The 12,258-nt window shown below is 71.9% G+C and carries 12 protein-coding genes; 8 read left to right on the top strand and 4 right to left on the bottom strand.

Annotated elements, in window-relative coordinates; translation table 11 throughout:
- Nucleotides 1–7: 7 nt before the first annotated feature.
- On the bottom strand, nucleotides 8–1,054 hold the full coding sequence (locus QRX60_RS31015) for a hypothetical protein (protein ID WP_285994969.1): 1,047 nt from the start codon (nucleotides 1,052–1,054) through the stop codon (nucleotides 8–10).
- 172 nt (nucleotides 1,055–1,226) lie between these two features.
- Nucleotides 1,227–1,700, bottom strand: a complete 474-nt coding sequence (locus QRX60_RS31010) for a DUF2690 domain-containing protein (protein ID WP_285994968.1) — start codon at nucleotides 1,698–1,700, stop codon at nucleotides 1,227–1,229.
- A 450-nt stretch (nucleotides 1,701–2,150) separates the two neighbouring features.
- Between QRX60_RS31010 and QRX60_RS31005 the strand changes: the two genes are divergently transcribed.
- The 3 genes from QRX60_RS31005 (at nucleotide 2,151) to ctaD (ending at nucleotide 6,524) form a co-directional block, all read left to right on the top strand.
- Nucleotides 2,151–3,059 (top strand): ABC transporter ATP-binding protein, encoded by a 909-nt coding sequence (locus QRX60_RS31005; protein WP_285994967.1) that lies wholly within the window; start codon nucleotides 2,151–2,153, stop codon nucleotides 3,057–3,059.
- Complete coding sequence (locus QRX60_RS31000) at nucleotides 3,056–4,639, top strand: ABC transporter permease (protein ID WP_285994966.1); 1,584 nt, start codon at nucleotides 3,056–3,058, stop codon at nucleotides 4,637–4,639. The genes QRX60_RS31005 and QRX60_RS31000 overlap by 4 nt, the downstream gene beginning before the upstream one ends.
- Before the next feature lie 181 nt (nucleotides 4,640–4,820).
- Nucleotides 4,821–6,524, top strand: coding sequence for an aa3-type cytochrome oxidase subunit I (gene ctaD / locus QRX60_RS30995; RefSeq protein ID WP_285994965.1), 1,704 nt, complete (start codon nucleotides 4,821–4,823; stop codon nucleotides 6,522–6,524).
- A gap of 46 nt (nucleotides 6,525–6,570) precedes the next feature.
- Here ctaD and QRX60_RS30990 read toward each other — a convergent pair whose 3' ends face one another.
- Nucleotides 6,571–7,167, bottom strand: a complete 597-nt coding sequence (locus QRX60_RS30990; protein ID WP_285994964.1) for a TetR/AcrR family transcriptional regulator — start codon at nucleotides 7,165–7,167, stop codon at nucleotides 6,571–6,573.
- Nucleotides 7,168–7,271: 104 nt separating this feature from the next.
- Between QRX60_RS30990 and QRX60_RS30985 the strand changes: the two genes are divergently transcribed.
- Complete coding sequence (locus QRX60_RS30985; RefSeq protein WP_285994963.1) at nucleotides 7,272–8,477, top strand: MFS transporter; 1,206 nt, start codon at nucleotides 7,272–7,274, stop codon at nucleotides 8,475–8,477.
- Nucleotides 8,474–9,409 carry an alpha/beta fold hydrolase gene (locus tag QRX60_RS30980; RefSeq protein ID WP_285994962.1) on the top strand — a complete coding sequence of 312 codons (936 nt, stop codon included), beginning with the start codon at nucleotides 8,474–8,476 and terminating at the stop codon, nucleotides 9,407–9,409. Before QRX60_RS30985 ends, QRX60_RS30980 begins: the two co-directional genes overlap by 4 nt.
- An 89-nt stretch (nucleotides 9,410–9,498) precedes the next feature.
- Here QRX60_RS30980 and QRX60_RS30975 read toward each other — a convergent pair whose 3' ends face one another.
- A complete protein-coding gene (locus QRX60_RS30975) occupies nucleotides 9,499–9,717 on the bottom strand; it encodes an enoyl-CoA hydratase-related protein (RefSeq protein ID WP_285994961.1) in 219 nt (72 codons plus the stop codon).
- Between the two features lie 217 nt (nucleotides 9,718–9,934).
- Here QRX60_RS30975 and QRX60_RS30970 point away from each other — a divergent pair, with 217 nt between their 5' ends.
- The 3 genes from QRX60_RS30970 to QRX60_RS30960 are packed head-to-tail and all read left to right on the top strand — an operon-like array spanning nucleotide 9,935 to nucleotide 12,233.
- Entirely contained in the window at nucleotides 9,935–10,672 is a 738-nt protein-coding gene (locus tag QRX60_RS30970; protein ID WP_285994960.1) for a dihydrofolate reductase family protein, read from the top strand.
- A complete protein-coding gene (locus QRX60_RS30965; protein WP_285994959.1) occupies nucleotides 10,669–11,031 on the top strand; it encodes a YciI family protein in 363 nt (120 codons plus the stop codon). Before QRX60_RS30970 ends, QRX60_RS30965 begins: the two co-directional genes overlap by 4 nt.
- Nucleotides 11,028–12,233, top strand: coding sequence for an RNA polymerase sigma factor (locus QRX60_RS30960; RefSeq protein ID WP_285994958.1), 1,206 nt, complete (start codon nucleotides 11,028–11,030; stop codon nucleotides 12,231–12,233). Before QRX60_RS30965 ends, QRX60_RS30960 begins: the two co-directional genes overlap by 4 nt.
- Nucleotides 12,234–12,258 lie beyond the last annotated feature (25 nt).

Here is a 12,258-nt window from a genome sequence, read left to right as displayed (position 1 = left end):
CGTTCCGTCACGGCCCGCCGCAGCCGCGGTGGTACGCCACGGCGCGCTGCTGCGACGTGCCGGGCACCCTGATGGTGGCCGCCAGGGTTCCGTCGTCCGTGAGAGCCGCAGGCCGCGGAGCCGCGTTGAAGTCGGGATCGGCGGCGAGGGTGGCGGTCAGTTCCCCGCCGTCCCAGACGCGCAGTTCGTAGGTGCCGGGGTCGAACGTCCGGGTCACGCCGGCCATGGTCGTGCCGGAGTCGACGACCAGGGTGTCGGCGGCCTCGTCGAGCGTGTGCACGATGCGGCCGTCCAGATCCGCCTCGACGGCGATCGTCGTCAGCTCGGGGGTGACCACCGAAGCGGCGATCCGGCCGCCGTGGAAGGCCTCGAGGTAGACCGAACCGCCGGGGTACAGAGGCGGAAGCTGCCGGTAGCCGCCGTCGGCGGACCGGACGAACACCTCGCCCGAACGATCGCCGCCGTCGGTGTAGAGGAGAACGCGGCCCTGCTCGTCGATGTCGACCGGGTAGGTGTCGTAGAGGTGCTGGGGATCCGGGTCCAGGACCTCGGCGGTGCCGGGCCGCGCCGCCGCCCAAAGTACCGGGTGGACGGTGGCGAACTCGCCGTAGGCGACACCGACGACGTCTCCGGCGTTGTCGATGTGCGTGGCTTTGGCCGAACGGAACCCTTGCGGGACGGGCAGGTTCTCGTAGCGGCCGGCGCGGTGGACGACGGGCACGGCACTCCACCAGTCACCCGTGCCCCCGTCCCCCACGACATCCCCGGACGAGTTGATGTCGCGGACCTCGGACAGGCGGCGGGACGGCGTGTCGATGTCCTCCACCTGGTCGCCGTGCCACCGCACGGTCGGAGCCGCGGTGGCGCTGCGCGCTTCCCCGACGAACCAGCCACCCTCCGCCGCGGCGATGACGCTGCTGCTCGTGTACGGCGCCGGCAACGCCAGCGGCGTCATCGGCCACGTGCACTCCGCCGCCGGCGCCGCCGAAGGCGCCGACACCAGCCCCGCCACGACTGCGGCCACCACGCCCATGCGGGCTCCGACACCGAACACGACTCCCCCTCTTCCGTGCCCGCGCCGACGGGTGGAACCACCCGGGCGGGCCTGGATCTCCCCTCGGAGACCGTCACCCCCACGTCCGCGGGCGCCCGGCGGTTGACCCGCCGGCCGCCACGCCACCCGAACGGCCCAGGCCTTCCCGGCGCCCGGCTCGACGGTGGCCGGATCAGTACGGGGAGGTCCAGGCCGAGACCCAGTGGCGCAGGTGCCAGTCGTGGTCTTCACCGTAGGCACTGGACGTGATCGGGTCCTTGTCGTAGACCATCGCGGTGTAGCACGTCGTGGCGGTGTCGTCGGGGAGAGCGCACTTGTACTCCTTGCCGTCGGAATTCCGGTGGATCAGGGCGGAGCCGCCGGTGAATTCGAACGGGACGGGACCGTAGGCGTCGCTCAGCCGGGCCCACGCGGTGTGGCATTTGACGCTGTAGCGCAGCTCGACGTACGCGAGACTCCAGTCGTTCCCGGCGTGCAGGTGTGAGGTCGCCTTCGTCGTGGCGTCGTTCGCGCATCCGGCCGCGATCGGGTCCTTGCCGTCGTAGGCGTAGGTCGCGGCTTCGGCCGGGACGGCCGCCGTCAGCGGCAGCAGCCCGGCGGTCATCAAACCGATGGCGGCCCGGGTGATTCCCGTGCGTACGGTCACGTTTCCCTCGTTTCCCTGGGTGACTGAGCCCGCGCCGAAGGCCCCCGGCGCGTGCTGCCAGCGTGGCCGCCGCCCGCGGGGACGACCAGCGACAACCTCTACGGTTCGCCTGCACACTCGGCCGGGTTCTCCCCGGCTCGGGGAAAATAGGGCCGGAGCACGGCGGTCCAGGGACGAAAGACCCCTGGAGTGGGGCCGTTGCGCAGCCGCGCGGGCCGGTGCGCCGTCACTACGGTTTCGCCTTGTCGGGCGTCGGCACGGGGGTCGTGGCCGAGCCGATTCGAAGGGGCTGCGCCATGAAGACGGACCTCGCACGTGAGAAACCCCTGGTGCCTACGACGTTCCGGAGCACCGGCGTCGGGGTCGCCACACCGGTGACCACCACCGGCAGCTGAGCGAAAGCAATCTGGACTCCCTTCGGCAGCTTGCGGCCCGCGAGAGGACTTCCTCATGGTGCGTGACAAGACCATCGACGTGGTGGGACTGGTCAAGCGGTTCGGCTCGTTCGCGGCCGTCGACGGACTCGACCTGGCCGTCGGCCGCGGCGAGGTGCACGGCTTCCTCGGTCCCAACGGCGCCGGCAAGTCGACCACGATCAGGGTCCTGCTCGGCCTCTACCGGGCCACCGCGGGCCGGGTCCGCGTCCTGGGCCTGGATCCCGCCCTCCGTGCCGCCGAGGTCACCCGCAAGGTCTCCTACGTACCGGGTGAAGTGAACCTGTGGCCGAACCTCAGCGGGCAGGAGGTGCTCGACGCACTGGCCGGGCTGCGCGGCACCCGTGACGTCGCCGCCGAACGACGGCTCGCGGCCGAGTTCGCGCTGGACACGCGCCGGCTGGTCCGCACCTACTCCAAGGGCAACCGGCAGAAGGTGATCCTGGTGGCCGCGTTCGCCGCCCCCACCGAACTGCTCGTGCTGGACGAGCCGACCTCCGGTCTCGACCCCCTCATGGAAGAGCTCTTCCGGAGCTGCGTGCGGGAAGCGGCCGCCGCGGGCCGGACGGTCCTGCTCTCGAGCCACATCCTCGCCGAGGCCGAAGAGCTGTGCGAGTCCGTGACGATCATCAAGGACGGCAAGCTCGTCGAATCCGGGCGCCTCGCCGACATGCGCCACCTCGCCGCGTCCGAGGTCACCGCGAAGCTCTCGGACGACCAGGTGATCGCCGTCAAGGAAGGGCTGTCCCGCATCGGCCTGGCCGGCCAGGTCCCGATGGCGCACGACCTGCGGCTGAGTGTGCTCCGGGAGCAGGTCCCGGCCGTGCTCGGCCTGCTGGCCGAAGCCGCCGCGCAGGACATCACCTGCACGCCGGCGAAACTGGAGGACCTGTTCCTGCGCCACTACGAGGTCGCGGCGCGATGACGCTCGTGAAGCTGATGGTCCGCCGGCACCGGATGCTGCTCACTTCGTGGCTGCTGCTCATGATCGCGTTGAGCGGCGGAACCGTTTCGGCCTACCAGTCGACGTACCCGACGGAGGCTCAGCGCCGGCTCGCCGTCCAGCTGGCGCAGCACAACGCCGCGACCACCCTGCTGTACGGCAACCTGCCCGATCCGGGCACCCCGGCCCTGATGTTCGCCTGGGAGATCGGCGCCATCGCCACGATCCTGGCGGCGATCATGGGCGTGCTGGTCGCGATCGCCCTGACCCGCGCGGCAGAGGACGAGGGAACCCTCGAGCTCGTCCGCGGTTCCGGCGTCGCCCCGCCGGTTCCGCTGCGCAGCGCCCTCCTGGTGCTGGGCATGGTGGCCGCGGTCCTCGCCCTCGGCTGCGCGTTCGCCGTCGGCCTCTCGGCCGGCCACGTCGACGCCGTCACCTGGCCGGGCGCCGTCGCGTTCGGCTCGGTCGTGGGACTGACGTTCCTCCTGGCCGGGACACTCGCCGCCGTCCTCGCACAGGTGGCCCCCACCGCGACCGGCGCGCGCACCCTGGGATTCGCCGCCGTGGGCGTCGCGTTCGCGGTCCGCACCCTCGCCGACACCCGGCACGTGGGGTGGCTGAACTGGCTGACTCCACTGGGTTTGCGGGCCACGGTGCGGCCGTTCGCGCAGGAGCGCTGGTGGGTGTTCGCGACCGGCCTCTTCGCAGCCGCGGTGCTGGCGTGGCTCGCGCTCGTGCTGTCCGCCCGGCGTGAGTACGGCGCGGGCCTGATCACGCGTCGCGACATGCGTGGCACCCGGCTGAACATCCGGTCCGGCTTCGCACTGGCCGGCCGTCTCGCCCGCCGGCAGGTGCTCACCTGGACCGTCGCGGTGGCCTGCGTCGGGACACTGTTCTCGGCCATGGGTTCAGGAGTGGTGCGGCAGAGCGAGAACGGGGATCTCGGCGGCTTCCTCGGCTCGCAACTGGGCACGGGTGACCCGGTCGCGGCCTACTTCGCCTACTCCGGCACGGTCGTCGGCATGGTGGTGTCCTCGTTCGCCGTGCTCTCCGTCCTGACGAGCAGGCACGACGAGGCCCGTGGCCTGACCGACCACGTCCTCGCCACGGGAGCCCGTCGCTGGACGCCGCTCGCCGCGCAGGCAGCGGTGACGGCCGTCGGCAGCCTGCTCATCCTCACCGCCACCGGCACCCTCAGCGCACTCATCGCCCCGGCCGTCATCGACGGTTCCGACGTGGCGGTGCACGCCTTCACCTACGTGGTCGGCCAGTGGCCGGCGATGCTGGCGGTGACCGGGTGGGCGGCGCTGCTCGTCGGTCTCCGGCCGCGCGTGAGCTGGCCGGCCTGGATACCCCTCGTCGCGGGCGGAACGTTCGCTCTGCTCGGCGGCCTGCTCGGCATCCCCCAGCCCGTCCGGGACCTCGGTGTGTTCCAGCACGTTCCCGACGTCGTCTCGCCGGACCCGGACTTCCGCGGGCTCCTGGTGCTCATCGCCTTCGCCGGCGGTGCTTTCCTGCTCGGCGTCTTCGGGAGCAACCGCCGCGACCTCACCACCGGCTGAGTCCTCCCGGCGAGCATCGCGGCGTGACCAGGGGCCAAAGTCATCACCTTCGGGCCCTTCGGCATCCGGTGCGGCCCTCGGCCGGGCCGGGTCGATCCACGAGGACTTTCGGCCCTAGCGGCACCGGCCCGCCCCCGGCGAACCTGGCGCGCGCACGACTCGTACCGCCAGGAGGTCCCCAGTGCGCACCGTGACCCCCGTTCCCGTCGCTTTGCGAGCGAAGCGCAGGCAGGTGAAGGGTTCGGTCCTGCTGGGACTGTTCCGGACGACCGACCACAAGGTGATCGGGGTGATGTACCTGGTCACCACGTTCGCGTTCTTCCTGATCGGCGGCGCGATGGCCATGCTGATCCGCTCGGAGCTCGCCCGGCCCGGCCTGCAGTTCCTGTCGCAGGAACAGTACAACCAGCTGTTCACCATGCACGGCACGGTGATGCTGCTGCTCTACGCCACCCCGAGCGTGTTCGGGTTCGCGAACTTCGTGCTCCCGCTGCAGATCGGCTCACCCGACGTCGCGTTCCCGCGGCTGAACGCGTTCTCCTTCTGGCTGTTCCTCTTCGGCGGACTGCTCATGCTCGGCGGCTTCCTGACCCCCGGCGGCGCCGCCGACTTCGGCTGGTTCGCCTACACGCCGCTCTCGGACGTGATCCATTCGCCGGGCGTCGGCGCCAACCTGTGGATCGTCGGGGTCGCCGTCGGCGGGCTGGGCACGATCCTGGGCGCGGTCAACATGGTCACGACCGTGGTCTGCCTGCGCGCGCCGGGTATGACGATGTGGCGGATGCCGATCTTCACCTGGAACATCCTGGTCACCAGCATCCTGGTGCTGATCGTGTTCCCGATCCTCACCGCGGCCGGCTTCGGCCTGCTCGCCGACCGGCTGATCGGCGCGCACGTGTTCGACCCCGCCAACGGCGGCACCGTGCTGTGGCAGCACCTGTTCTGGTTCTTCGGCCACCCCGAGGTCTACATCCTCGCGCTGCCGTTCTTCGGGGTCGTGTCGGAGATCCTGCCGGTCTTCTCCCGCAAGCCGCTGTTCGGTTACCGGAGCCTGGTCTGGGCGACGCTGTCCATCGCCGCCCTGTCGGTCGCCGTGTGGGCGCACCACATGTACGCCACCGGTGCCGTGCTGCTGCCGTTCTTCTCCTTCATGACCTTCCTCGTCGCCGTCCCCACCGGCGTCAAGTTCTTCAACTGGATCGGCACCATGTGGAAGGGACAGCTGACGTTCGAATCCCCGATGCTGTTCTCCGTCGGATTCCTGGTCACCTTCCTCTTCGGCGGCCTGTCCGGCGTGCTGCTGGCCGCGCCGGCCCTGGACTTCCACGTGTCCGACACCTACTTCGTCGTCGCCCACTTCCACTACGTGCTCTACGGCACGATCGTGTTCGCCACCTTCGCCGGCATCTACTTCTGGTTCCCGAAGATCACCGGCCGGATGATGGACGAACGCCTCGCCCGCTGGCACTTCTGGACCACCTTCCTCGGCTTCCACACCACGTTCCTGGTCCAGCACTGGCTCGGCAACGAAGGCATGCCCCGCCGCTACGCCGACTACCTCGGCACCGACGGCTTCACCACCCTCAACACCATCTCCACGGTCGGGGCGTACCTGCTCGGCGCGTCGGTCCTGCCGTTCCTGTGGAACGTGGTCAAGAGCTACCGGTACGGCGAGATCGTCACCGTCGACGACCCGTGGGGTTACGGCAACTCCCTCGAATGGGCCACCACCTGCCCGCCACCACGGCACAACTTCACCGAGCTGCCCCGCATCCGCTCCGAACGGCCCGCGTTCGAACTGCACTACCCGCACATGGTGGAACGCATCCGCACCGAAAGCGACATCACCTTCACGGGCAAACCGAAACCACCCGTGGGGCAGTGACCCAGGACGCGGCAAACGGTTCCCGGCGGTCCGAAGTGGACACCGGCTACCGGTTCAGGCGGGCAGCCACCGTTTCGCTCGCGAGGCGTGTCACAGTGAGCAGCTCGGCCCGGGTGGCCCCGGCGCGGCTGAGCACCGCCAGCGACTGGTTGATCGCGAGCACGTAGGTCGCGAGATCGTCGAGCTCGCCCGCGCCGGCGCCGGCGCCGGCGCCGGCGCTCGCGAACGCGGCCACGAGCCTCGTCCGCTGCGCGTCGAGCAGGCGGCGGACGTGCGCGGCGGCGCCCGGGGTCAGCACCGGTGTCAGGAGCGCCGACTGGGCGATGAGGCAGCCGTCCGGGACGGCCGGGTCTTCGATCCTCGCCAGGGTCACGCCGAAGAAGGCGTCGATCGCCTGGACCGGGTCGTCCGCGTGGGCGGTGAGCGCTTCTTCGTAGCGTTCGCCGTAGGTCGCTGAGTAGTGGTCCAGAGCGCGGCGGAACAAGCCGTCCTTGTCCCCGAACGCGCCGTAGAGAGAACCGCGGCCGAGCCCGGTCGCCGCGGTGAGCAGGTCGAGCGAGGCGTCGGCGTACCCCTGGCCCCAGAACACGACCATGGCCTTGGCCACGACCTCGTCCACGTCGAACTGCTTGCGCCCGGACATGCCCTGCCTTTCGCCGTCGACCGTGACTGTGATCCTACCCTCTTCTTGGACCGATCAGTCAAACAATGATGGACCGATCATTCCAAGATAGCTATGGTCAGACGATGTCCACTCGCACCGACCGTCCGCCGTCCCCGTCGCGCCGCGCTTCGATCGGCTTCCGGGCCGTGGCGGCCGTGTACGTGCTGGCGATGCTGGGCGGCACCCTGCCGGTCCCGCTGTACGTGCTCTGGGCCCCGCGCATGGGCTTCGGTCCGTTCACGACGACCGCGATCTTCGCGATCTACGCGGTGGGGGTGGCGGTGGCCCTGCTGCTGTTCGCCCCGATGTCCGACCGGGCGGGCCGTCGGCCCCTGCTCCTGGTCTCCCTGGTCGCGCTCGCGGCCAGCACCGCCTGTTTCCTGGCGGCCCACGACGTCGCGATGCTCTTGCTCGCGCGTTTCCTCTACGGGATCGCCACCGGCGTGATCACCGCGACCGCGACGGCGGCTCTCGAGGAACTGGCCGGTCCTGGCCGGGCCCGGACGGCGTCGATGACGGCCAGCGGGGCGAACCTCGGCGGCCTGGCGCTCGGCACCGTCGTCGCCGGGGTGTTCGCCGAGTTCGCGCCCGACCCCACGCACCTGGTCTACTGGTGCTACCTCGGCACGCTCGTCCCGGCGACGGTCGCGATCGTGGCGACCCCGGAAACGGTCCGCGCACCCCGGAGCTTCGCCGTCGCGGTGCGCCGCCCGGCCATGCCGGCCGGCTCCGGGCCGCGCCGGCAGTTCCTTTCCGCGGCCGCCGCGGTGTTCGCCGCGTTCGCGGTCAACGGCCTGTTCTCCTCCCTTGTGCCAGGCTTCCTCCGCGACGGGATGCACGTCCGCAGTGCCGTGGCCGTGGGGGCCGAGGTCGGCCTGCTGTTCGCCGTGGCGCTGGCCGCCCAGCTCGTGCCACCGGCCAGGTGGCCGGCGTCCCACCCCCTCTTCGCCCCCGTCGCGCTCGTCGTGGGCGTGGCGGTGTTCGAGACCGGGCTCTGGACCCACTCGCTGCCGGCCTTCGTCACCGGCACGGTCTTCGCCGGTATCGGAGCGGGACTGGTGTTCCGGCAGGGGATCGCCGTCACGGCCGGCCTGGCAGTCCCGGGGCGGCGCGCCGACCTGTTCGCCTCCTACTTCCTGGCCGCTTACGCCGGGCTGATCGGCCCGACCCTCCTGCTCGGCCTGCTCGACCAGGTGCTCGACCAGAACATCGCGACGCTCCTGCTCGCCGCCGGCGTCGGCGGGATCGCGCTCGCGGCCGCCGGAACCCGAGGAAAGGAAGAATCATGACCGAGCTTGCCCACCAGGCGGCCGAACCCATGGGACCCGGCTCGGTGCGCGAAGCACCAGGGCTGCCCGAGGGGTTCTCGGACACCTTCCGCAGCCGGTGGGTGCGGGCGGGAACCCTGCGCCTGCACGCGGTCACCGGAGGAGACGGGCCGCCGCTGCTCCTGATCCCGGGCTGGCCGCAGACCTGGTACGCGTGGCGCCACCTGATGCCCACGCTGGCCCGGGACTTCACCGTCGTCGCCCCCGATCCGCGTGGCGTGGGGTTGTCGGCCAAGCCGCGGGAAGGCTACGACACCGGCACCCTGGCCGACGACATGGTGAAGCTGATGGACGCGCTCGGGCACCGGCGGTTCGCGGTGGCCGGGCACGACGTCGGCATGTGGACCGGGTACGCGATGGCCGCCGACCACCCCGCGCGGGTCGAGCGGCTGGCCGTCGCCGAAGCCGTCATCCCCGGGCTGACGCCCTCGCCGCCCCTGCACATGCCTCAGGAAGCGATGAACCGGCTGTGGCACTTCGGGTTCAACCGGCTCGGCGCGCTGAACGAGCACCTGGTCGAAGGGCGGGAACGCTTGTTCTTCGGCCATCAGTTCACCGCCAAAGCGGCCCGGCCGCTGCCGGAGCAGGCGATCGACCACTACGTCGACGTCCTGGCATCGGACCGGGAGGCGCTGCGGGCGAGTTTCGAGTTCTACCGGGCCCTCGACACGACGATCGCCCAGAACGGCCGGCGCCGGGAACACCGCCTCCGGATGCCCGTGCTGGCCGTCGCGGGCGAGCTCTCCACCGCAAACGTCGTCGCCGACACGATGGCCCTCGTCGCGGACGACCTCGTCTCGGTCGTGATTCCCGGCTGTGGCCACTTCCCCGCCGAGGAAGCCCCGGACGAGATGCTCGCCGCGCTGGCGGCATTCCTGGCCGGGTACCGCTGAGGCCCGGGGCCCGCGCAGGACGGCGAGCGTGCTGCGCGGGGCTCCGGAATCGTCCCGTTCGCCCACGCCGTGCGCGGGCAGGGCGTGCTTCACCGCGGCGACGAACCGCGCAGCTCCGACGCCGGTGCGGCTCGGTTGATCCAGCCGTAGGCCGCGGCGGTCTGTGCGTCGAACAGATCGGCGGCCAGGACGATCTCCAGGGCGCGGTTCCGCCCGACCCGCTCGCGCAGGTACTGCGTGCCGCCGCCACCCGGGACGATGCCCATGAGCGACTCGATCTGACCGAGCCCGGCCGCCTGTTCGGTCACCTCTACGCCTGGACCGTCGACCACAGCGCCCAGATCCACCGAGCCCAGCAGGCCTACGACCACAGCGCAGGCCGCGGCTCTCCCTCGTGAGCCCGGCGCGGTCGCCGGGAATCTTCTCCGGCTTTCTCGTCGGCGCGTGTCGAGAACGAGCGGCCGGCTCCGACTCAAGGGCACCGGCGGCCGCAAGGAGGCCGCCACGACGAGTGGAGCACGCACGATGACCCAGGTGACCGCCCAGATGTCGATGTCCCTCGACGGCTTCTACACCGGACCGCGGGACCCGCGGACCCCCCAGGACATGAGCGGCTGGATGCGGGGCCCCGAAGCGCCCGGCTTCTTCCGGGTCACCCGCTGGGCCGTCGACGCCGCGGCCTGGCGCGAGCGGCAGGGCTTCGCCGGCGGAGAGCGGTCGGTGGACTCGGAGATCGTCGAGGAGACGTTCGCGGCCGCCGGCGCCTACGTCATGGGCCGGCGCATGTTCGACGCCGGCGAGGTCCCCTGGGGCGAGGAGCCGCCGTTCCGCGCCCCGGTGTTCGTCGTCACCCACCGCCCCCGGGCCGTGCTCGAACGCCGGGGCGGCACCTCCTTCACCTTCGTCACCGAAGGACCCGAGCGGGCCGTCGAGCTGGCCCGGGACGCCGCCGGCGGCAAGAACGTGGCGGTGGCCGGCGGCGGGGAGCTCCTGCGCCAGGTGCTGGCCGCCGGGCTGCTCGACCAGCTCGAGGTGCACATCGCCCCGGTGCTGCTCGGCGAGGGCCAGCGCCTGTTCGGCCCCGGCCTCGGTCTCGGCGCGGATGACGGCATCGAACTGGTCCCGGACCGGGTCGTCGACGCGCCCGGGGTCACCCACCTCCGCTACCGCGTCGCCGGGCGGTCGAAACTGGTGCTGGACGACCGCGGTGCCGGCGGCGACCTGGTCGCCCCGGCCCAGCCGGAGCAGAGGAGCGCGCTGTGAAGTACATGCTGCTGATCTACGGCAACGAGGAAGCCTTCACCTCGATAGGTGCGGAGACCCTCGCCGAGCTGATCCGCGAGACCGACGCCCTCAACCAGGAGCTGTTCGAGTCGGGTGAGCTGGTCGGCGCCTATGGCGTGGCCGACCAGGTCAACGCCAAGATGGTCCGGGTCACCGGCGGGACGCCGGCGGTGACCGACGGCCCCTACGCCGAGGCCAAGGAGTACCTGGGCAGCTTCACGATCGTCGACTGCGACAGCCTGGAGCGGGCCCTGGAGATCGCGGCTCGCAACCCGTCGTCGCGCTACTGGGGGGTCGAGGTGCGGCCCCTCATGCACGAGGCCAACGTCGGGCCGTGACCGACTGGCAGGCCGTCCGGCGGCTGGTCCCGGAGGTGCTCGGGGCGCTGGTGCGCCGCCACGGCCGGTTCGACGCCTGCGAGGACGCCGTCCAGGAGGCGCTGGTGGCGGCCACGGCCCAGTGGCCGGTGGAGGGGTGGCCGGAGAACCCCCGGGCGTGGTTGGTGACGGTGGCGACGCGCCGCCTCGCCGACCAGGTGCGCAGCGACGCCGCGCGCCGCCGGCGGGAGGAGGCCGACGCCCTCCGCACTCCGCCCGCCGGCGGCGAGGTGCAGGCCGACGACGACACCCTGACGCTGCTGTTCCTGTGCTGCCACCCCGCCCTGACTCCCCCGTCGCAGGTCGCGCTGACCCTGCGGGCCGTCGGCGGCCTGTCGACCGCCGAGATCGCCCGGGCCTTCCTCGTGCCCGAGGCGACCATGGCGCAGCGCATCAGCCGGGCGAAGCACCGGATCAAGGCGGCCGGCGCCGGCTTCGCCCTGCCGCCGCCGGCCGAGCAGGCGGAGCGGCTCGGCGTCGTGCTCCAGGTGGTCTACCTCGTCTTCAACGAGGGCTACACGGCCACGGCGGGGGCGAACCTGGTGCGGGCCGAGCTGACGGCCGAGGCCATCCGGCTGGCCCGCGAGCTGCACCGGCTGGTCCCCGGCGACGGCGAGGTGGCCGGGCTCCTGGCCCTGCTGCTGCTGACCGACGCGCGCCGTCCGGCCCGCACGGCCCCGGACGGGTCGCTGGTGCCGCTGAGCGAACAGGACCGCACCCTCTGGAACGCCGAGGCCATCGCCGAGGGCGTGGCCCTCGTGACCGACACCTTGGCGCGGGGCCCGATCGGCCCGTACCAGCTGCAGGCCGCCATCGCCGCCGTCCACGACGAGGCGCCCATCGCCGGCGTCACCGACTGGCCGCAGATCCTGGCTCTCTACACGGTTCTGGAGCGCGTGGCCCCGAACCCAACCGTGACGCTCAACCGGGCGGTGGCGGTGGCCATGGTGCGAGGCCCCGCGGCCGGGCTGGCCCTGCTCGACGCCGTCTCGGCCGACGAGCGCGTCTGCGCCTCCCACCACCTGGTGTCCGTGCGGGCCCACCTGCTGGAGATGGCCGGCGACCACGGCGCGGCGCGCGCCGGCTACCGGGAGGCGGCCCGGCGCACCACCAGCGAACCCGAGAGGCGCCACCTCCTGGCCCGCGCCGCGCGCCTGGGGTGAACCGCCCGCGACACGGCTCGTGCGC

It is taken from the genome of Amycolatopsis mongoliensis (genome assembly GCF_030285665.1).
Lineage (GTDB): Bacteria > Actinomycetota > Actinomycetes > Mycobacteriales > Pseudonocardiaceae > Amycolatopsis > Amycolatopsis mongoliensis.
The sequence above is the reverse complement of the archived record's forward strand: the minus strand, read 5'-3'. Positions and strand labels throughout refer to the sequence as shown.

Coding starts and splice junctions, on each gene's coding strand:
- QRX60_RS30980 (WP_285994962.1), top strand. CDS start 8,474: ATGACCGAGCTTGCCCACCAGGCGGCCGAACCCATGGGACCCGGCTCG.
- QRX60_RS30970 (WP_285994960.1), top strand. CDS start 9,935: ATGACCCAGGTGACCGCCCAGATGTCGATGTCCCTCGACGGCTTCTAC.
- QRX60_RS30990 (WP_285994964.1), bottom strand. CDS start 7,167: ATGTCCGGGCGCAAGCAGTTCGACGTGGACGAGGTCGTGGCCAAGGCC.
- QRX60_RS30985 (WP_285994963.1), top strand. CDS start 7,272: ATGTCCACTCGCACCGACCGTCCGCCGTCCCCGTCGCGCCGCGCTTCG.
- QRX60_RS31005 (WP_285994967.1), top strand. CDS start 2,151: ATGGTGCGTGACAAGACCATCGACGTGGTGGGACTGGTCAAGCGGTTC.
- QRX60_RS31000 (WP_285994966.1), top strand. CDS start 3,056: ATGACGCTCGTGAAGCTGATGGTCCGCCGGCACCGGATGCTGCTCACT.